Origin of the sequence: Bacteroides sp. BFG-637 (assembly GCF_024793605.1) — a bacterium.
In the GTDB taxonomy this organism is placed as follows: Bacteria; Bacteroidota; Bacteroidia; order Bacteroidales; family Bacteroidaceae; genus Bacteroides; species Bacteroides vicugnae.
In genome coordinates this window covers 5,766,225-5,785,905 of record NZ_JANUPD010000002.1, presented here as the reverse complement: position 1 = coordinate 5,785,905, position 19,681 = coordinate 5,766,225, and the positions used below count along the sequence as shown (strand labels likewise).

The 19,681-nt window shown below is 42.3% G+C and carries 17 protein-coding genes and 1 pseudogene; 15 read left to right on the top strand and 3 right to left on the bottom strand.

The window, feature by feature from the left end:
- Positions 1 to 67: 67 nt before the first annotated feature.
- The 4 genes from NXX38_RS22875 (at position 68) to rimI (ending at position 4,604) form a co-directional block, all read left to right on the top strand.
- Complete coding sequence (locus NXX38_RS22875) at positions 68 to 1,267, top strand: pyridoxal phosphate-dependent aminotransferase (protein WP_148364872.1); 1,200 nt, start codon at positions 68 to 70, stop codon at positions 1,265 to 1,267.
- A 40-nt stretch (positions 1,268 to 1,307) separates the two neighbouring features.
- The gene (locus tag NXX38_RS22870) at positions 1,308 to 2,552 is read left to right on the top strand and encodes an ABC transporter permease (protein ID WP_167511764.1); all 1,245 of its coding nucleotides are present in this window, start codon (positions 1,308 to 1,310) and stop codon (positions 2,550 to 2,552) included.
- A gap of 130 nt (positions 2,553 to 2,682) precedes the next feature.
- On the top strand, positions 2,683 to 4,149 hold the full coding sequence (locus NXX38_RS22865) for a RimK family protein (protein WP_148364873.1): 1,467 nt from the start codon (positions 2,683 to 2,685) through the stop codon (positions 4,147 to 4,149).
- 2 nt (positions 4,150 to 4,151) lie between these two features.
- Positions 4,152 to 4,604, top strand: coding sequence for a ribosomal protein S18-alanine N-acetyltransferase (gene rimI, locus NXX38_RS22860; RefSeq protein WP_167511765.1), 453 nt, complete (start codon positions 4,152 to 4,154; stop codon positions 4,602 to 4,604).
- 27 nt (positions 4,605 to 4,631) lie between these two features.
- On the opposite strand, the gene NXX38_RS22855 is transcribed toward rimI, so the two are convergent.
- The 3 genes and pseudogenes from NXX38_RS22855 to NXX38_RS22845 form a co-directional block, all read right to left on the bottom strand.
- The gene (locus tag NXX38_RS22855) at positions 4,632 to 5,804 is read right to left on the bottom strand and encodes a glycosyltransferase (RefSeq protein ID WP_217721103.1); all 1,173 of its coding nucleotides are present in this window, start codon (positions 5,802 to 5,804) and stop codon (positions 4,632 to 4,634) included.
- Between the two features lie 56 nt (positions 5,805 to 5,860).
- Positions 5,861 to 6,886: an AI-2E family transporter gene (locus NXX38_RS22850; protein WP_004300618.1), complete on the bottom strand. Its 1,026-nt coding sequence runs from the start codon at positions 6,884 to 6,886 to the stop codon at positions 5,861 to 5,863.
- Positions 6,887 to 6,943: 57 nt separating this feature from the next.
- Positions 6,944 to 7,105 (bottom strand): annotated as a pseudogene (locus NXX38_RS22845) (ATP-binding protein); the annotation flags it as partial.
- A gap of 849 nt (positions 7,106 to 7,954) precedes the next feature.
- Here NXX38_RS22845 and NXX38_RS22840 point away from each other — a divergent pair.
- The 11 genes from NXX38_RS22840 to NXX38_RS22790 all read left to right on the top strand — a co-directional run bounded on the left by NXX38_RS22840 (position 7,955) and on the right by NXX38_RS22790 (position 19,671).
- Positions 7,955 to 8,086 carry a hypothetical protein gene (locus NXX38_RS22840; RefSeq protein ID WP_255299422.1) on the top strand — a complete coding sequence of 44 codons (132 nt, stop codon included), beginning with the start codon at positions 7,955 to 7,957 and terminating at the stop codon, positions 8,084 to 8,086.
- The gene (locus NXX38_RS22835; protein ID WP_148364874.1) at positions 8,086 to 9,117 is read left to right on the top strand and encodes a pesticidal protein Cry7Aa; all 1,032 of its coding nucleotides are present in this window, start codon (positions 8,086 to 8,088) and stop codon (positions 9,115 to 9,117) included. Before NXX38_RS22840 ends, NXX38_RS22835 begins: the two co-directional genes overlap by 1 nt.
- Positions 9,114 to 9,842: a hypothetical protein gene (locus NXX38_RS22830; RefSeq protein ID WP_258981263.1), complete on the top strand. Its 729-nt coding sequence runs from the start codon at positions 9,114 to 9,116 to the stop codon at positions 9,840 to 9,842. Before NXX38_RS22835 ends, NXX38_RS22830 begins: the two co-directional genes overlap by 4 nt.
- A gap of 4 nt (positions 9,843 to 9,846) precedes the next feature.
- On the top strand, positions 9,847 to 11,307 hold the full coding sequence (locus tag NXX38_RS22825) for a glycosyltransferase (protein ID WP_258981261.1): 1,461 nt from the start codon (positions 9,847 to 9,849) through the stop codon (positions 11,305 to 11,307).
- Positions 11,308 to 11,340: 33 nt separating this feature from the next.
- A complete protein-coding gene (locus NXX38_RS22820) occupies positions 11,341 to 11,883 on the top strand; it encodes a DUF2500 family protein (protein ID WP_148364876.1) in 543 nt (180 codons plus the stop codon).
- Positions 11,884 to 12,390: 507 nt separating this feature from the next.
- Positions 12,391 to 14,868, top strand: a complete 2,478-nt coding sequence (locus tag NXX38_RS22815; RefSeq protein ID WP_258981259.1) for a carboxypeptidase-like regulatory domain-containing protein — start codon at positions 12,391 to 12,393, stop codon at positions 14,866 to 14,868.
- Between the two features lie 39 nt (positions 14,869 to 14,907).
- Complete coding sequence (locus tag NXX38_RS22810) at positions 14,908 to 15,984, top strand: sensor histidine kinase (RefSeq protein WP_258981257.1); 1,077 nt, start codon at positions 14,908 to 14,910, stop codon at positions 15,982 to 15,984.
- The gene (locus NXX38_RS22805; protein ID WP_370540820.1) at positions 15,981 to 17,090 is read left to right on the top strand and encodes a sensor histidine kinase; all 1,110 of its coding nucleotides are present in this window, start codon (positions 15,981 to 15,983) and stop codon (positions 17,088 to 17,090) included. The genes NXX38_RS22810 and NXX38_RS22805 overlap by 4 nt, the downstream gene beginning before the upstream one ends.
- Positions 17,087 to 17,803 (top strand): LytTR family DNA-binding domain-containing protein, encoded by a 717-nt coding sequence (locus NXX38_RS22800; RefSeq protein ID WP_258981256.1) that lies wholly within the window; start codon positions 17,087 to 17,089, stop codon positions 17,801 to 17,803. The genes NXX38_RS22805 and NXX38_RS22800 overlap by 4 nt, the downstream gene beginning before the upstream one ends.
- A gap of 64 nt (positions 17,804 to 17,867) precedes the next feature.
- On the top strand, positions 17,868 to 18,416 hold the full coding sequence (locus tag NXX38_RS22795) for an RNA polymerase sigma-70 factor (RefSeq protein WP_148364879.1): 549 nt from the start codon (positions 17,868 to 17,870) through the stop codon (positions 18,414 to 18,416).
- Positions 18,417 to 18,501: 85 nt separating this feature from the next.
- Positions 18,502 to 19,671 (top strand): FecR family protein, encoded by a 1,170-nt coding sequence (locus NXX38_RS22790; RefSeq protein ID WP_258981254.1) that lies wholly within the window; start codon positions 18,502 to 18,504, stop codon positions 19,669 to 19,671.
- Positions 19,672 to 19,681: the final 10 nt, after the last annotated feature.

Genomic DNA, 19,681 nt, shown 5'->3' with positions numbered 1-19,681 from the left:
TTATTGCGTACATTTGCAGCTCCAAGTTAAATAGTAAATAGTAAATTGTAAAATAGTCAATAAAATTATGCCAACCATATCCATTCGCGGAAACGAGATGCCTGCATCTCCTATCAGAAAGCTGGCTCCTTTGGCAGATGCTGCCAAGCAACGCGGAGTCCATGTGTTTCACCTGAACATCGGACAGCCTGATCTGCCCACTCCTCAGGCCGCGATTGACGCGATACGCAATATTGATCGTAAAGTACTGGAATATAGTCCCAGTGCCGGTTATCGTAGCTATCGCGAGAAATTAGTGGGATATTATGCAAAGTTTAATATCAATCTGACTGCAGACGATATAATCATTACATCGGGAGGTTCGGAAGCCGTACTTTTTTCCTTTCTTTCTTGTCTGAATCCGGGAGATGAAATTATCGTTCCAGAACCTGCATACGCTAACTATATGGCATTTGCCATCTCTGCCGGAGCAAAGATTCGCACTATTGCTACGACCATTGAAGAAGGCTTTTCCCTTCCGAAAGTAGAGAAGTTTGAAGAACTGATTAATGAACGTACCAAAGCAATCCTGATTTGTAATCCGAATAATCCGACCGGTTATTTGTATACTCGTCGTGAAATGAATCAGATTCGTGACTTGGTGAAGAAGTATGATTTGTTTCTTTTCTCCGATGAAGTATATCGTGAGTTTATATATACAGGATCTCCTTATATCTCTGCCTGCCATCTGGAAGGAATTGAGAATAATGTCGTACTGATTGACTCCGTATCCAAACGTTATTCAGAATGTGGTATCCGCATCGGTGCGTTGATTACCAAAAACAAAGAAATACGTGATGCTGTCATGAAGTTCTGCCAGGCACGCCTAAGTCCTCCATTGATTGGACAGATTGCCGCAGAGGCTTCTTTAGACGCTCCGGAAGAATATTATCGTGAGACGTATGATGAATACGTTGAGCGTCGTAAATGCCTGATTGACGGTTTAAACCGTATTCCCGGTGTTTATTCACCCATTCCGATGGGAGCTTTCTATACAGTGGCCAAACTTCCGGTAGATGACTCCGATAAGTTCTGTGCGTGGTGTCTTTCTGATTTTGAGTATGAAGGTCAGACTGTATTCATGGCTCCGGCTTCCGGTTTTTATACCACCCCGGGTTCCGGAATCAATCAGGTTCGTATTGCTTACGTATTGAAGAAAGAAGATTTAACCCGTGCACTTTTTGTCTTGCAGAAGGCTTTGGAAGTGTATCCGGGAAGAACGGAATAAATTTAAGTATTAAGTATCAGGTATTAAGTATTTATACAAATTGTCTCTATCACTTTTCATAGCCCGGCGTATCTATCGTGAAAGCGATGGCGGAAAGCAGGTGTCACGTCCTGCGGTCCTCATTGCTATGGCGGGTATTGCTATTGGTTTGGCTGTAATGATTATTGCAGTGGCGGTAGTCATCGGGTTTAAAAGTGAAGTGAGAAATAAAGTTATAGGGTTCGGATCGCATATCCAGATTACCAATCTGGATGCGGTCAGTTCTTACGAAACTCATCCGATTGTGGTAGGAGACAGTATGATGACTGCTCTTGCTGATTATCCGGAAATAAGTCATGTACAGCGTTTTTCTACTAAACCGGGAATGATTAAGACGGATGATGCTTTTCAGGGAATGGTATTAAAAGGCGTAGGTCCGGAATTTGACCCTCATTTTATAAAGGAATATTTGGTGGAAGGCGAGATACCTGTTTTCAGTGATTCTGTTTCTTCCAATCAGGTGCTTATTTCCAAGGCGTTGGCCACTAAGATGAAGTTGAAACTGGGAGACAAGATATACACCTATTATATACAGGACGATATCCGTGCCCGGCGTCTGACAATTGCCGGAATTTATCAAACGAACTTTTCCGAATACGACAATCTCTTTTTATTGACGGATCTTAATCTGGTGAATCGGTTGAACGGCTGGCAACCGGAGCAGGTGACCGGTGTAGAGTTACAGGTGAAAGATTACGATAAACTGGAGGACATAACGTATGAAATCGCAACTGATATAGATAACCGGATGGATAAACTGGGCGGTGTGTATTATGTGCGTAATATCGAACAGTTGAATCCGCAGATATTTGCTTGGCTCGACTTATTGGATTTGAATGTATGGGTCATCCTGTTTCTGATGATAGGGGTGGCCGGTTTTACTATGATTTCCGGCCTGTTGATAATCATCATCGAACGTACCAATATGATTGGTATTTTAAAAGCATTGGGAGCCAACAATTTCACGATTCGTAGAACCTTTCTTTGGTTTGCAGTCTTTTTGATTGGTAAAGGCATGCTTTGGGGCAATGCCATTGGTTTGGCTTTCTGTATTCTTCAGTCACAGTTCGGACTGTTTAAACTTGATCCGGAGACTTACTATGTGGATACTGTTCCGGTTTCCTTTAATGTATTACTTTTCGTTTTGATTAATCTCGGCACTTTGTTTGCATCTGTATTGATGCTGATTGGTCCTTCATTTCTGATCACTAAGATCAATCCGGCAAGCTCCATGAGATACGAATAATCCTCTTTTTTCCTATCTGATTTTTACTGCAAAAATAATTTGGTCCATTGCGTGATGTGGAGTGAATAATATGTCTATATTTGCGCCCAATTTACTTAATATCCTCTTGTAGGTTTAATTTTTAACCATTATGAATAATGTGTTAATTCTGTTGGATAATCTGGATGACTGGAAACCGTATTATGAGACAAGTAGTGTCCTGACTGTTTCCGACTATCTGAAAAACAAGCCGGTGGAGAAAGACCGGAAGTTAGTTATTAATCTTAGCAATGATTACAGTTATAACTCTGAAGGGTATTACTGTTCGCTGCTAGCCCAAACGAGAGGACAGAAAGTCATTCCGGATGTTGATATCATCAACAAAATGGAGGCCGGAACGGGGGTGCGGATGGATCGTAGTCTGCAAGCCCTTTGCTATCAATGGATACAGAAGAATGACATCAAGGATGATATCTGGTATCTGAATATCTACTTTGGCAAATGCCGGGAAAAAGGTCTGGAACGGATTGCACGTTTTATTTTCGAGAATTACCCTTGTCCATTGTTGAGAGTGGCTTTGAATACTCATCCCAAAAATCAGATTGAGGGTATTCATTTTCTTTCCCTGAATCAGCTCAATGATGAAGAGCAGGATTTTTTTGCCAATACGCTGGATAACTTTAACAAGAAAATATGGCGTGCACCGAAGTCGGCAAAGGCTTCCCGCTATAGTCTGGCTGTATTGGTCGATCCACAGGAGAAATTTCCTCCCAGCAATAAAGGCGCTCTGCACAAATTGACGGAGGTAGCTAGGAAAATGAATATCCATGTGGAGATGATTACCGAAGATGACGCTATTCGTTTGCTCGAATTTGATGCCTTGTTTATTCGTACTACAACGTCGCTCAATCATTATACATTCCATTTGTCACAGTTGGCTGCACAAAACGGAATGGCTGTCATTGACGATCCGCTGTCTATCATCCGGTGCACGAATAAAGTGTATCTGAAAGAACTTTTTGAGAAAGAAAAGATACCTGCTCCCAAGTCTACATTGATTTTTCAATCCAACCATCATTCGTTCGAACAGATAAGCGAACAGGTAGGCGCTCCTTTTATCCTGAAGATACCAGATGGCTCTTATTCCATTGGTATGAAAAAAGTGTCGAACGAAGAAGAGTTGCAAGCCAGTCTGAAGATACTGTTTGAAAAATCGGCTATCTTGCTGGCACAGGCATTTACTCCAACGGAGTTTGACTGGCGTGTCGGTTTATTGAACGGTGTACCGCTCTATGCTTGCAAATATTATATGGCAAAAGGACACTGGCAGATTTACTGTCATTATGATTCGGGCAGAAGCCGTTGTGGATTGGTAGATACGATTCCTATTTATCAGGTGCCTCGTGTGGTATTGGATACAGCTGTTAAGGCTGCCAATCTGATAGGAAAAGGGTTGTATGGAGTCGATCTGAAAATGGTGGATGATAAGGCTTATGTAATTGAAATCAATGATAATCCGAGCATTGATCATGGACTGGAAGATGCCATTATCGGTGATGAAATGTATTACCGTTTGTTGAATCACTTTGAACAAGCGTTAGAAACGAAACATTATTGATTATGGAGCCGATAGTCGTCCGTAAAGCACAGCAGGCAGACATTCCCGCTATTTTGGAAATAGAGTGGGAGTGTTTTCGGGAAGACAGTTTCTCAAAGGAGCAGTTTGCCTATCTGATAAGTCGTTCGAAAGGAACTTTCTATGTGATGATGGAGGGAGATAGGGTGATTGCTTATGTTTCCCTGTTATTTCATGGGGGAACTCGCTATTTAAGAATCTATTCGATAGCTGTTCATCCGGATTATAGAGGAAGAGGGCTGGGGCAGGTATTGATGGATCAGACGATTCAGACGGCCGGCGAATGTAAGGCTGCAAAGATTACGCTTGAAGTGAAAGTGACCAATACTTCCGCTATCGGACTATATATGAAAAATGGCTTTATTCCTGCAGGAATAAAGCCATGCTATTATCACGATGGTTCGGATGCTATTTATATGCAGCGATTGATTCAATAATAAGTCTGCTTTCTCACGAAATTCGGTTTATCTTCTCATGAAATCCCCTTTTCCCCGGAAGAAACGGCAGAGTTTGAATTTCAATGACTGTACAGGTTGGATAAGGTCGAAAACAGGTAACGAGAAATAGTATTTCCGTCCTCCACCCATTTCTTTGGCCGTGCGGTTGATAACGACAGCTTGTATTGTAAAGCGCAGTAACCAGATCAGGAATGCGATGCCTGCTACCAGCCAGTGGAAATTAAGAATCCCGAATACGATACCTGCTATACAGGCAGCATAGAATAACAAACGGGAGAATGTCTCAAATCCCAGAAGGTAACGCTGTATTCCATGGTAGAATCTGGCAGTAGCCATATAACTAACCTTTTCTTCTTTCCAATCTTTGTAGCGATATACGGGCTGTATTCGTGTGGTAGCGTTGAAGTCTGTTTCAACACGGGTGTTGGAGGAGGTAGCTAGCTCATTAATGAATAAATCATCTTCTCCACGTTGCAGATTCAGGTATTTGGAGAAACCTTTCTGTTGAAAGAATAGTTCTTTCCGGTAAGCCAGATTGCGTCCGATACCGATATAAGGTTTTCCGGCTAGCGCGAATCCCAGATAGCGCAAAGACTGGAATAAAGCGTCGAATGCAGTACGTTTGTGCAACCATCCTTTTGTGCGGTCATATCCGCTATATCCCAACACAATTTGAGTCTGTGGAGTGAAATTACGTGCCATCAGTTTTAGCCATTGGTTGCTGGCGGGCATACAGTTTGTTTCCGTAAATACCAGCCAGTCATGTTTGCTGGCTTTGATGCCTAACGTCAGAGCCAGTTTCTTATGACTGATATAACGTGCACTTTCGGGTGTAAAACTATGGTAAAGATGAGGATATTTTTCTTCCATCACTCCCAGTATATCCTCGGTATCATCTGTGGAAGCATCATTGATGACAATCACTTCAAATTGTGGATAGTCCTGTTCCAGAATGGCAGGTAGAATTTTACGAAGATTTTCAGCCTCATTGCGTGCGCAGAGAATCACGGAAAGTGGAGGCTGTTCTCGTGTGAAATGCGCCTCTTCTTTGTCCACAGCCTTATTATGGACATGTATTCGATTGTACAGGCCGAAATAATAAATGAGCTGAATGATAAAAAGAATACCTGCCGCTGATAAAAGAATCAGTTCGACAGTATTGAATGTAAATGTTTCCATCAAATTTTAGTGTCGTTTTTACAGCCGCAAAAGTACACAATTTTTCGGTAGTTCCGTCATCTCGATGGGAGGTTATTTCGCAAGTCGAGATATTCTTTCTTGAACATATCCACAAAAAGAAAGAATAATGAAAGAAGCAACGGACCGAAGATGACTCCCATAAACCCGAATATCGGCAGGCCGATGACTACTCCGAAAATAGTGATAAGCGGATGCGTATCCGCCATCTTCTTTTGGAGGATGAACCGGATAAGGTTGTCCGATTGCGATACGACGATAGCCCCATAGCCAAAAAGCCCGATGGCGTTGAACCAGTCTCCGCTGATGGCAAGATAAGCGGCTACAGGAAACCATACCAATGCCGTACCTACCATCGGAATGATGGTTGCAAAGCAGGTCAGGAATCCCAGCATCAGTATGTTGGGTGCTCCGAAAAGCAGATAGCCTATCATAGCCACGCCTCCTTGGATGATAGCCAGTAAGGGAATACCGATAGCATTGGAACGGACAATCATATTGATTTCGTGAATGACTTCCTGCGTATTGGTTTCATTAAATGGCAGAATGTCATTGACATAAGCTTCCATCTTTTTTCCTCCAATCAGCATGAAATAAAGCACAAAGATCATGACGAACAGGTTGATGGCAAGGCTGCTGATGCTTTCCATTATAATTTGTCCGATACGGGGAAGTATGGACATGATGAATGACAGCGTATCTTTTCCCAATACATCGTATCCTGTTTTCTCTTTGATGAATTCTGCTACCTGTTGAATAGGTGCAATATAGGTCTGTGGATCCAGATTGATATCCTGTAACTTGTTTGCCACCATCCAGACAGTCAACCCCAAAGGGATAAGAAAGACGAAAATCGTTTCTGCGGTAATCAACAGTGCGCTGATGCTTCGTTTCAGCTTTCGTTTTTCTACCAGATGATTCATCTGTCCGCGTACAAGAATGTAGATGGTGAGTGCTCCCAGCAATCCCCCCAGAAAAGGAGTGATTTGGCGGAAGATGATGACTCCCATAAACAGGATGATGACAATGAGGGAATATTTCCAGTATTGTTCTTTGGTACTCATATCGTGTAAAATTCGTTTATATGATAATAAACACTCGAAGACCGTGAAAGGTTTGTTTTACAGTGAAATGTCGATATGAAAAACTGTTTTACCGGGACGGCTTTCCAAAATAGACAGATGACCGTTGTGGTTACGGATGATTTGTCGGCAGAGACTTAACCCGATACCGGTTCCTTCAGATTTGGTGGTGAAGAACGGTATGAATACTTTTTCCTGCAGGATAGGTTTCAGCTGGTCGTATTGGGCTAATTGCTGGCACCCCAACAAGGTCAGTGCGGCACTGCGATCTCAAAGCATGGTTCTTTATAGTACCTGTATTGCTGATGCTGTTTATCTCATTTGTGACAGTGGCTTTCCAGACAATGAAAATAATAATGAGCAAACCTGCTCGTTCATTACGATATGAGTAATCTCAGAATCTACTCCATCGGATATTCGTTAATATCCGATGGATTTATGTTAAATGTTAACGAAACTATTACTTCTATTAAACCATGTTATAAGATACGCTGCTTGAGCCTGAGAATTTGGAGATATGCAGAAAGTCCGTATCTTTGCAATGTGTTTTTCATAGTATTAGATTTAAGGTTAACAAAAGATTGGCTGTCTGGGATAGATAGCCTTTTTTTATGCTCTTTTCCAAGCAGAAAGATAGCGTCACTATCCGGTCGGGATGGTTACCCTATCCCATGAATATACCGTCACTATCATAAGTGGATACCGTCACCATGTTTAAAATGAGTTTTTTTCTGTCTTTTCTATTATTCTATCATTCTCATCCTATCGTGAGTTGTCAATAAAATTCCAATATGCTTATTGGTTGGAATGGTAATTTGGTAAAGTGTTGATATTTAACGGCATTTATTGTTTGGATCTTATATGCTATGTTTTTGTACTTATAAGTATTCGTTGGCTACTCATTTGCTACCTTAAATGTACTTTACTGTTATAAAAGGATAATAATCAGAAGTTTATCGTATTACCGAAAATTAATACCGTAACTTGCAGAAAAGGAAATCCCGTCTATTTTATCCCCGAATATAAACTATCCTAAAAAAGAAATGAATTATGAAAGGTCAAGAGAAAAAAAGAGAAGCAAAGAAAGAAAAGTCGGACAAGAAGATTAAAGTACTGACTGATTATCAGAGAGAGAAGCAGAGTAAGAGTGACAAAGGAATGAGTATAATACCAAGGACATAATGGTACATGTAAAAAGGGAAGGTGTTATATTGGAAAGAACTTCGCTTGAGTTTGAGAACGAAGGTGTGATGAATCCGGCAGTGATTGCCGAAGGAAATACGGTGCATATGTTTTATCGTGCAGTCAAAAAAGGAAACTATTCATCCATCGGTTATTGCCGGCTTGAAGGTCCTTTGACGGTGGTAGAGAGGGATGTGGCTCCATTGCTGTTTTCCGAGTTTGAGTATGAGTGCCAAGGAGTGGAAGATCCCCGGATCGTAAAGATAGAGGATCTCTATTATCTCACTTATACAGCCTATGACGGATACAGTGCTGTCGGTGCTCTCGCCGTTTCTTCGGATTTGAGACATTTTGAGAAGAAAGGCATCATTACTTCCCAGATAACCTATCCGCAATTCCGGGAACAGCTTCGTACCCAGCAGGCCATTATCAGTAAATATTTCCGCTCCGGCAATAAACGTGAGGCAACTAACGAGAAAGGGCATCCGCTTTATATGATGGATAAGAACGTAGTATTCTTTCCCCGGAAAATCAACGGGAAGTTTTATTTTATGCATCGTATTCGTCCTGACATCCAGTATGTGGCGGTAGAGCGTTTTGATATGCTGACGAAAGAGTTCTGGAAAAGATACTATCAGAATTTCGCCAAACGCATCCTGCTGGCGCCTTATCACGATCATGAATCAAGTTACATCGGAGCCGGATGTCCCCCGATAGAGACAAAGGCCGGTTGGCTGTTGATTTATCATAGTGTATATGATACTCCTTCCGGCTATGTTTATTCCGCCTGTGCGGCTTTGTTGGATATAGACAATCCGGCTATTGAAATAGCCCGTTTGCCTTATCCGTTGTTCACTCCCGAGGCAGAATATGAACTGTCCGGTGTAGTCAATAGAGTTTGTTTTCCAACGGGCACAGCCCTGTTTGGCGACACTCTCTATATCTATTATGGAGCAGCCGACAAATATGTGGCTTGCGTGTCAGTGCAACTGACAGAGTTGTTAGATGAATTAATAAAACAAATCAAATGAGAAAAATAATATGTATTACTACTTATCCTCCTCGTGAATGTGGCATAGCCACTTTTGCCCAGGACTTGATCCGGGCTATCCTTTCAAAGTTTGGAGAATCTTACTCCATAAAGATATGTGCAGTGGAGTCCGATACGGAAAAACAGACTTGTACGGAAGACGTCGAGTATGTTCTTGATACGTCGGATATTTCTGCATATGCTACTTTAACCAGACAGTTGAATGAAAATTCTGAAGTTAAAATGGTGCTGGTGCAGCATGAATTCGGATTATATGCAGCGCAGGAAGAAGCTTTTCTGCAAATGTTGCAACAACTTCTCAAACCCGTGATTCTTGTCTTTCATACAGTACTTGCGCAACCTTCACCCGCCCTTTACCGGAGTGTGGGAAGAATGATGGCTACCTGTGCGAATCTGGTAGTCATGACACAAAACTCCCGGGAGATTCTCCTGCGGGATTATCAGGCAGATGGAGATAAAATTACGGTGATTCCTCACGGTACCCATTTAGTATCGTTCAGAGATAAGAGCAAATTAAAAGATTTTTATCAGCTTTCGGGCAGGCGTGTGCTTTCTACCTTCGGGCTGCTCAGTCCCGGCAAAAGTATCGAAACCACATTGGATGCCTTACCGGCCATTGTGAAGACGAATCCTTCTGTGATATTCCTTATTATCGGCAAAACGCATCCGGGGGGTACTGAAAGTAGAAGGAGAGAAATATCGTAATCTGTTGGAAGCGAAAATAAAGGAGTTGCATCTGGAAGAACATGTGCTCTTTATCAATCAATATCTTGAACTTCCCGTCTTATTGGAATATTTGCAGTTGACAGATGTGTATCTTTTTACTTCAAGTGACCCGAATCAGGCAGTGAGCGGGACATTTGTTTATGCGTTAAGCTGCGGATGCCCGATTATAGCTACCCCTATTCCCCATGCATTGGAATTGTTGAGTGATGATTCCGGTATCATCTTCGACTTTAAGAATTCGGAGCAGTTGTCCGAAGCTGCCAATCATCTGCTTGCTGATGAAAAGTTGCGGACTCAGATGAAACTGGTCGGTCTGCAGAAGACAGCGGCTACAGCTTGGGAAAATGTGGCTATTGCCTATGCGTCTCTTTTCCAGAAAACGGGCAGGGGGGAAGAGGAACTGATTTACTCTCTGCCTCCCATAGACACTTACCATATCCGGCGCATGAGCCGCCAGTGGGGAATTATCCAGTTTTCGAAAGGAAATCGTCCGGACAGTTCCACCGGCTATACATTGGATGATACGGCACGTGCGTTAATGGCGATGTGTCAGGTGGTTGCTACGGGACAGGGAAAAGTGAAAGAGCGGTATGTCAAGACCTACTTGAATTTTATCCGTTACTGTCAGCAGCCGGACGGCTCTTTTTTGAATTACGTGGATAAAGATGGAATATTCACTTCGCAAAATGAGGAAGTGGGACTGGACGATAGTAATGGACGGGCTGTTTGCGCTTTGGGATATTTTATTTCTTGTGCCGGGCATTTTCCCGCTCCGTGGAAAGAGGAGGCGGAAGCTATTCTCAAGCGTACCTTCCAACGGTTCGACCGGATAGAGTCTCCCCGTAGCATTGCTTTTATGCTCAAGGGATTCTACTATTATAGCCGTGAATGTCCTTCGGCGCAGACCGATGCGTGCATCTGGCTGTTGGCCAATAAACTGGCGCAGATATATCGTCGAACGGCAGAAGTGCATTGGCGATGGTTTGAGGCATATCTCACTTATGATAATGCCATTTTGCCGGAAGCAATGTTGTTGGCCCATCTGGCTGTTGGCAGAGAGGAGTATAAAGAAATAGCCCATGAATCTTTCGAATTCTTATTGAAAAAAGTATTTGTAGGCAATCGTATTCAGGTGGTTTCCAATCAGGGATGGATGCACAAAGGGAAGAGCAGTCATGGATTTGGAGAACAGCCCGTAGACGTGGCGGGCATGGTGATTGCTCTGAAGACCTTTTATCAAGTATTTAAGGACGAAAAATATCTTCGTATGCAAAAAGATGCTTTCAACTGGTTTCTGGGCAATAACCATTTACATCAGATTGTTTACAATCCTGCTACCGGTGGTTGCTATGACGGACTGGAAGAAAATAACATCAATTTGAATCAGGGGGCGGAATCTACCGTTTGCTATTTGATGGCACGACTGTCTCTTTTATCTGACTAATTCTGTATATTTGCAGGCATAAACTGCAATGTTATGAAATCGGTATTTATTAAGGTGCTTCGTGTACTGATGCTTTTTATAGTTATTATTTCGTGTGCTGTCGGTTACGTTGTTTATGAAGATACGTTGGCCAGTTGGTGGATACCTGTCGGAGTGGCTTTAGTGATTGCTATTCTTACACTTCCTCTTTATAAAAAGTGGACATGGTTGACGGCAGGAAGTGATAAAACCCTCAATCTGCTTTGCCATGTGGTTTGTGTGGGAGCTGTCAGCTATGCATTGTTTCTGGTGGGAAACTATTGTCTGGCGGATCCTGCTTCCACGCAGGATGAAAAAGTTATCGTGCAGAAGAAACTTCAGAAGACGTATAAGAAGACACGCCGGGTAGGTAAGCGGCGTTATGTGTCGGATGGTGTGCGTAAGGAATACTATCTACAGGTGGCCTTTGAGAATGGAACTGTGGAAACGTTGCACGTATCACTCTCTACCTATAATAAGACCCGGCAAGGCAAAACAAAGACACTGACTTTGCAGAAAGGATTCTTCGGGCTTCCAGTGATAACGAAAGGACTTTAAAATATAATTGCTGCAAGGACTTCCGGAACTGTTCTCTCTTGCAGTCTGTGAAGGGGAAAAGGGATTCCAGTGTGGAAACCGGATCGGAAAGGCTAGACAATAATATAATATATACTATAAATCTTTTCATTTATAGATATATTTTAAAAAGAGATCTATCATACTTATTCCTTTGATAATTAGAATAATATTAAAATGAATGGTGGTATGATAGATCTTTTTTTACTATGTAATATTTAGCTCATCCATACGGAAATGAACTGTTTAGGATACGCTTGTATTGGGTAGCTCATTCTTTTCAAACCAATAGTTTTTTATATCATATTAAAAATAGAACATTCAGATTGAAAAAGGTGTATGACTTTTCTGGTTGATTTTTATTCTTCATGTCAATAAAGTCTTGCTAATCCCGTATTTTGTCTACAAACAAGCTGTGTTCGTCTCATTGGAAAAATAAGTGATGTCCTATCCTTTATCTTCGTGTCGAAATAGAAAACAGAATATGTCATGAAGATGAATAAAACTATGTTGCTGGAAGAAGTAGCACTCCGTTCGGGAGTATCAGTAGATGAATGCGGAGTAGTACTTAAAACCTTAGAAAGAGTTTTAAGTGAGGAGCTCACGTGGAAAATGTATCGTTATGGAGGATGGATATTGTTATTAATTGCTTTATTTGTGTCCGTAGCTGCTTTCGGGCAGACGGCAGAGCGTAAAGGACGTCCGGTGCAGACGATTCGCGGGATTGTAGTAGACGGAGATTCGAAATATCCTATACCGTATGCGACTGTGAAATTGTCAGATAAGGAAGGGGTAGGGACGACAACGGACAGTCTCGGACGTTTCACCCTTCCGCAGGTCCCTGTCGGAAGACATACGGTAGAAGCAGCGTTCATGGGGTATGAACCCGGCATTTTCAGAGAAATATTGGTGACTTCCGCTAAAGAAGTCTATCTGGAAATCCCTCTGAAAGAGAGCGTGAACGAACTGAATGAAGTAGTGATCCGGGCACGGACAAACAAAGAGGAAGCGATGAATAAAATGGCTACCACCGGGGCGCGTATGTTGAGCGTGGAAGAAGCGAGCCGTTACGCAGGCGGGTTTGACGACCCTGCACGTCTGGTTTCCGCTTTTGCCGGAGTGGCACCCAGTGTTTCATCCAATGGCATTTCCATTCATGGCAATGCGCCCCATCTGCTGCAATGGAGACTGGAAGATGTTGAAATCCCCAATCCGAATCATTTTGCCGATATCGCTACGTTGGGCGGAGGAATCCTTTCTTCCCTTAGTTCGCAAGTGCTCGGAAATTCCGATTTCTTCACCGGAGCTTTTCCGGCTGAATATGGAAATGCCGTATCCGGCGTGTTCGATATGAAGCTGCGCAACGGTAACAATCAAAAGAATGAAAACACGATTCAGGTGGGAATCATGGGGATTGATGTTGCTTCCGAAGGCCCGTTGAGCAAGAAGCATAAGGCATCTTATATCTTCAATTACCGTTACTCTACCACCGGACTGCTGAATCTTGACGGAGGGACAATGGATTATCAGGACTTGAACTTCAAGCTGAACTTCCCGACAAGGAAAGCCGGAACATTCTCCGTCTGGGGAACCAGCCTGATAGATAAGTTCAAAAGCGACATGGAACGTGACACAGAGAAATGGGAGTATCTGGGTGACCGTAGCGAATCGAAAGACAAACAGTATATGGCAGCCGGAGGTATCAGCCACCGTTATTTCTTCAATAATGACGCATCATTGAGAACGACCGTTGCCGCCACCTATTCGCAACTGGACGGAGGGGCATCTTTGTTCAATCATGCTTTGGAGTCCACTCCCTATATGGATCTCGAGTCGAAACATACGAACCTGATACTGACGACCACTTTCAACCGTAAATTCAGCAACCGGTTTACCAATAAGACAGGATTTACCTACACCGCTATGTTTTATGATATGAATCTGTCCATTGCTCCTTATGAAGCCCAATCACTGGAAACCGTATCTCAAGGCAACGGCAACACCAGCCTGATTTCCGCCTACAACAGCTCTTCCGTAGGATTGGGCGAACGGTGGACACTGAATGCCGGTATCTACGGGCAGTTGCTGACGTTGAACAGCAAATGGTCTGTCGAACCCCGTGTGGGACTGAAATGGCAGACTGCTCCGAAAGCTACCTTTGCGCTTGCTTACGGTATGTACAGCCGCATGGAGAAAATGGATGTCTATTTCGTGAAAATGAAAGGGACGGAAAATAAGTCCGTCAACAAAGACTTGGATTTTACTAAGGCACAGCACCTCATGTTGTCCTTCGGTTACAAGATTTCCGACCGCATGAATCTGAAAATAGAACCTTATATCCAGTTACTTCACGACGTACCTGTAATGGCAGACAGTTCGTACTCCGTACTCAACCGCTCCGACTTCTACGTAGAAGATGCATTGGTCAATAAAGGAAGAGGGCGTAATGTGGGAATTGACATCACCCTTGAACGTTTTTTGGAGAAAGGACTTTATTACATGATTTCGGGCTCTTGGTTCGACTCCCGTTACCGCGGTGGAGACGGTGTATGGTATAACACGAAGTTCAACCGTAATTATGTCATCAACGGACTGATTGGCAAGGAATGGATGCTGGGACGCAACAAGCAGAATATCCTTAGTGTCAACCTGAAACTGACTCTGCAAGGAGGCGACCGCTATTCTCCTTTCGATAGGGAAGCAACGATGAATCATCCGGACAAGGAAGTGCAGTATGATGAAACGAAAGCATTCTCCAAACAGTATTCGCCCATGTTTATCGGTAATTATACAGTCAGTTATCGCATTAACAAACGGAAAGTATCTCATGAATTTGCCGTGAAGGGACTAAACTTTACCGGAGCAAAAGAACACTACGGGCATGAATATAATGTGAAAACCGGGAAAATAGATGCGACTGATGGTTCTACGGTATTGACAAATGTGAGTTATAAACTTGAATTCTAACTGGAAAAGTTCTATCTTCGTCTTTTAAATATAAAATGAATGATAACTGAAACTGCTACGGCAAGTAAAGAATCCACCTTATTGTACCGATTTCTCACAAGCCCGGAGCTTCGATGGGGGCGTTATCTGCTGCTTGTTGCCATATTAAGTGTGATTTCCTTAAATCAGGTCTTTATTATTTTTATAGACTACCGGGAGGTATTGGGGGGATGGGTTTATGTGTTTACCTTTTTGTACCTGCTCGCCTATCTTGCCGTGATCTATCTGAATCTTTTTCACTTATTTCCGCAATATTTGCTGAAAAGACGTTATCTGGCTTATCTGTCACTGCTCTCTGCGGCCATGATAGCCGCACTCGTAATGCAGATGGTAACGGAATATACTGTTTTCTCAAATTGGCCGGAGCTTCAGGTGCGGAAATATTACTTCTCGCTACCTATGATAATGGATTATATTTCTTCCTTCTTGCTGACCACGCTCTGCATGATAGGAGGGGCGGTGACGTTGCTTTTGAAAGAGTGGATGGTAGACCATCAGCGTGTCTCGCAAATGGAAAAAGCCCATGTGCTGTCGGAAGTGGAGCAGTTGAAGGAACAGGTGAGTCCCGAACTCCTTTTCAAGACACTGCATCGTGCGGGACAACTCACGCAGGACGATCCGGAAACGGCCTCGAAGATATTGATGAAATTAAGCCAGTTGCTCCGTTATCAACTTTATGATTGCAGTAGGGCCAAAGTTTTGCTTGGCAGTGAAATTACTTTCCTTACCAACTACCTGACATTGGAACAGAATTTTCAGCCCCGGTTCAGCTACTTGTTTACTTCGGAAGGAGACGTGAACCGGATGTTGGTTCCGCCCTTGCTTTTCGTTCCTTTTGTGAAACATATAGTGGAGCAGATAAGTGAACAGCAGGTATCGGCTCCTGTTTCTTTGAATATCCATCTGAAAGCGGAACAGGGCACGATACGGTTTACTTGCCTTTGTCCGGAAGTCAATCTGTCGGCGGATAGAGGGCTGGAACAAATCAGGCAGAGATTGAACTTGCTGTATGGCAATCGTTACGGGCTATTATTGACGGAATGTAGTATACAACTGGAACTGAAAGGAGGCGAATGATGGGATGGAAAGAAGATGATAAAGGCAGGACGGGCAGAAACCGGAATGATAAAAGCATAAAAGAGTTGACAGTCCCCTCTTTTCTGTTGAGTCCTCATTACAGGATATACAGGCATTTGCTGTTACAGGCGGTGCTCTTGTTGATTGCCATCAATGTTTTTGGGTATGAGCCTTTGCAGGGTGTTTCCCTCTGGCGTCGTTTGGGAGGATGCTTTGTGTATTTTGCATCAATGAACATAGTGATATATGTCAATTTATATTTATTGGTTCCCTGTCTTTTGCTGAAGAATCGTTGGGGGAGGTATGTGCTGGCGGCTTTAGCTACAAATATAGCAGTGATTATCTTTCTTTCGGTTACTCAAGGATTGCTTTTCGAGGTGATTCTGCCGGGTAATCCTGATCCGTATACAACTGCTATCAATGTGATTTCCGGGTTGCTCACTATCGGATTTCTCACGGCAGGTTCCACGACAATATCTCTGTTTACCCATTGGCTTCGCTACAATCTGCGCATTGACGAACTCGAGTCCACTACTTTGCAATCCGAACTGACATTTCTCAAGAATCAAATCAATCCGCATTTCCTTTTCAATATGCTGAATAATGCCAATGTCCTGATAAAGAAAAGTCCGGAAGAAGCTTCCAAAGTACTTTTCAAACTGGAAGATTTGCTACGGTATCAGATTAATGACAGTTCGCGTGAAAGAGTTTCGTTGGCTTCGGATATCCGTTTCCTGAATGACTATCTGAATTTGGAAAAGATACGCCGTGACAATTTCCAGTTTACGTTGAGGCAGGAGGGAGAAGTGGATTCCATTTGGATTCAGCCTTTATTATTCATTCCTTTTGTGGAAAATGCGGTGAAACATAGTTTTGATAGTGAGCATTCTTCGTATGTCCATGTCTTTTTTAAGGTGGATGCTCACCGGTTGGAATTCCGGTGTGAGAATTCTAAACCGGCTGTTGCAGTCCGGCAGGGTAAAGTCGGTGGAATCGGACTTGCCAATATTCAGCGTAGGTTAGGATTACTGTATCCTGAACATTATAAGTTGGAGCAAAAAGAAGATGAAAATCTCTATTCTGTAATTTTAAGTATAACATTATGAATTGTATCATTGTAGATGATGAACCCTTGGCACGTGAGGCCATGAAGTTATTGATAGACGAACTCGATAGCCTCCAGTTGATAGGCAGTTTTAACAGTGCTGCAACTGCTTCCGACTTTATGGAGCAACAGGCAGTCGATCTGGTTTTTCTGGATATTCAGATGCCCGGGATTACAGGAATAGAGTTTGCCCGTACGATTTCCAAAAAGACACTGGTTATTTTCACCACAGCTTATACAGAATATGCGTTGGATAGCTATGAAGTAGATGCAATCGACTATCTGATCAAGCCTGTCGAAGCGGAACGTTTTCAAAAGGCAGTGGATAAAGCGTTATCCTACCATTCTCTATTATTGAAAGAAGAGAAAGAAGCTATCGAAACGATTGTTGCCGCTGAATATTTCTTCGTAAAGGCAGAACGCCGGTATTTCAAAGTGAATTTCTCCGATATCCTTTTTATTGAGGGATTGAAAGATTACGTCATTCTTCAACTGAACGACCAGCGTATCATTACTCGCATGAGTCTGAAAGCTATATTCGATTTATTACCCAAATCTATTTTTTTGCGGGTGAATAAATCCTATATAGTCAATACCGATCACATCGAATCATTTGACAATAATGATATATTTATAAAATTGTATGAAATTGCTATTGGTAATAGTTACCGGGACGACTTTTTTGAGGGTTTTGTAATGAAACAAAGATTGTGATTTTTCATTTTTGTTTGGTTACATAATTTTCAAATGGTATATTTGTAACCAAAATAAAGAATACGTGATTGGCACAACAGACTATATTAGTATTAAGTTAACTGATGAGACGCAGTTTCGTTCTATATTCGACAAATATTACATATCTCTATGTATGTTTGCTAATCAGTATGTCGAAAATGATGCATTAGCGGCTGATATTGTTCAGGAGTGCTTTGTGAAGTTGTGGCAGTTGCGCGATGATTTCATGTATGTGCATCAGATTAAATCATTCCTCTATACGTCAGTACGCAATAAATCTTTGAATGAATTGGAGCATACCAAGGTAATGAACGAGTATGCACAGAAAGTTTTGGAAATGAGTAAAGATTCTTTTTTTCAAGACAAGGTCATAGCAGAAGAAAGTTACCGGATATTGGTGGAGGCCATTGAAAAACTGCCACCACAAATGAAAAGCATTATGCAACTGGCGCTTGAAGGAAAAAGCAATCCGGAAATTGCTGAAACACTGAATATTTCCGGCGAAACGGTACACTCCCAGAAAAAGATTGCCTACCGTAAATTACGTGTATATTTGAAAGACTATTATTACTTGGTTTTTTACTTTTTATAGTTTCTTTTTAAAAAAAACATTTTCAATACACCCTGATTTTCAATTCACCTGTTTTAGTATAAACAACGATTAAAACATGTGAATTATGATAAACCAACATTTCTATATTGCAAAACTCATTGCCAGATACTTATCTGATGAAATTGGGGAAGAGGAACAGGCGGTATTGACCCGGTGGAGAAATGAATCACCCGAAAACGAACGCCTTTTTCAGGAAATCTGCAAAGAAGAGAACATAAAGCAGAATATGCAGAAGCGGCAAACTTTCCATGCAGAGGACGGATGGGAGGGAGTGCAAAGAAAAATCCAACGCCATCGGTTCAGAAACCGGATATTGAATATATGTAAATATGCTGCCATTTTCATCTTTCCGGTGGCTATTGCTACTGTTGCAATATATAAGAGCGGTAATGAACCCCAGCCGTTATCTCAAGCAACGGAGCAAATTGTTCCGGGTGGTAAGAAAGCCGTTCTTATTCTGGATAATGGAGAAGCAATTGATTTGAAGTCCACCTCCGGTGTGGAATTGAAAGAAAAAGACGGTACAGTCATTCAGGTGGATTCTATAGCATTGAATTATCAGCAGGCTCCCGCCCGGACATCCGAGAAACTTGCATATAATAAGGTAAATGTTCCTCGTGGTGGTGAATATCAGCTGACGTTGAGCGATGGAAGTAAAGTACAGTTGAATTCCATGAGTTCCATTCGGTTCCCTGTTCAGTTTGCACAGGATCGCCGTTTGGTAGAACTGGAAGGAGAGGCCTATTTTGAAGTAAGCAAAACCGGACAGCCTTTTATCGTGCAAACCAAAGGGATGAAAATAGAAGTATTAGGAACTACTTTTAATATATCAGCTTACCCAGACGAAGAATATCAGACTACACTTGTCAGCGGTTCTGTAAAAGTACAGACTGAAAATGGAAGTAACCGGATTTTGAAACCATCGGAACAGGCTTGTATTACTCCGGGCAGCAACCAGATCAATGTACGCAATGTAGATACTGCATTTTATACTTCATGGATACATGGAAAGATCAATTTCAAAGATCAGCGGTTGGACGACATCATGAAAACTCTTGCCAGATGGTATGATATGGATGTAGTCTATGAGAATGAGGCGACCAAGGAGTTACGCTTCGGTTGCTATGTTAACCGCTATAATGAGATTACCCCATTGGTGAAATTGTTGGAGCAAACGGGTAGAGTAACTGTCACAGTAGAAGGAAAAACTATCAAAATATTCACTAATCATTAATCCCTGTTTT

Excerpts from the sequence above, each read along its gene's own strand:
- NXX38_RS22875 (WP_148364872.1), top strand. The coding sequence starts at position 68 with ATGCCAACCATATCCATTCGCGGAAACGAGATGCCTGCATCTCCTATC.
- NXX38_RS22865 (WP_148364873.1), top strand. The coding sequence starts at position 2,683 with ATGAATAATGTGTTAATTCTGTTGGATAATCTGGATGACTGGAAACCG.
- rimI (WP_167511765.1), top strand. The coding sequence starts at position 4,152 with ATGGAGCCGATAGTCGTCCGTAAAGCACAGCAGGCAGACATTCCCGCT.
- NXX38_RS22855 (WP_217721103.1), bottom strand. The coding sequence starts at position 5,804 with ATGGAAACATTTACATTCAATACTGTCGAACTGATTCTTTTATCAGCG.
- NXX38_RS22850 (WP_004300618.1), bottom strand. The coding sequence starts at position 6,886 with ATGAGTACCAAAGAACAATACTGGAAATATTCCCTCATTGTCATCATC.
- NXX38_RS22840 (WP_255299422.1), top strand. The coding sequence starts at position 7,955 with ATGAAAGGTCAAGAGAAAAAAAGAGAAGCAAAGAAAGAAAAGTCGGAC.
- NXX38_RS22835 (WP_148364874.1), top strand. The coding sequence starts at position 8,086 with ATGGTACATGTAAAAAGGGAAGGTGTTATATTGGAAAGAACTTCGCTT.
- NXX38_RS22830 (WP_258981263.1), top strand. The coding sequence starts at position 9,114 with ATGAGAAAAATAATATGTATTACTACTTATCCTCCTCGTGAATGTGGC.
- NXX38_RS22820 (WP_148364876.1), top strand. The coding sequence starts at position 11,341 with ATGAAATCGGTATTTATTAAGGTGCTTCGTGTACTGATGCTTTTTATA.
- NXX38_RS22815 (WP_258981259.1), top strand. The coding sequence starts at position 12,391 with ATGAAGATGAATAAAACTATGTTGCTGGAAGAAGTAGCACTCCGTTCG.
- NXX38_RS22810 (WP_258981257.1), top strand. The coding sequence starts at position 14,908 with ATGATAACTGAAACTGCTACGGCAAGTAAAGAATCCACCTTATTGTAC.
- NXX38_RS22805 (WP_370540820.1), top strand. The coding sequence starts at position 15,981 with ATGATGGGATGGAAAGAAGATGATAAAGGCAGGACGGGCAGAAACCGG.
- NXX38_RS22800 (WP_258981256.1), top strand. The coding sequence starts at position 17,087 with ATGAATTGTATCATTGTAGATGATGAACCCTTGGCACGTGAGGCCATG.
- NXX38_RS22790 (WP_258981254.1), top strand. The coding sequence starts at position 18,502 with ATGATAAACCAACATTTCTATATTGCAAAACTCATTGCCAGATACTTA.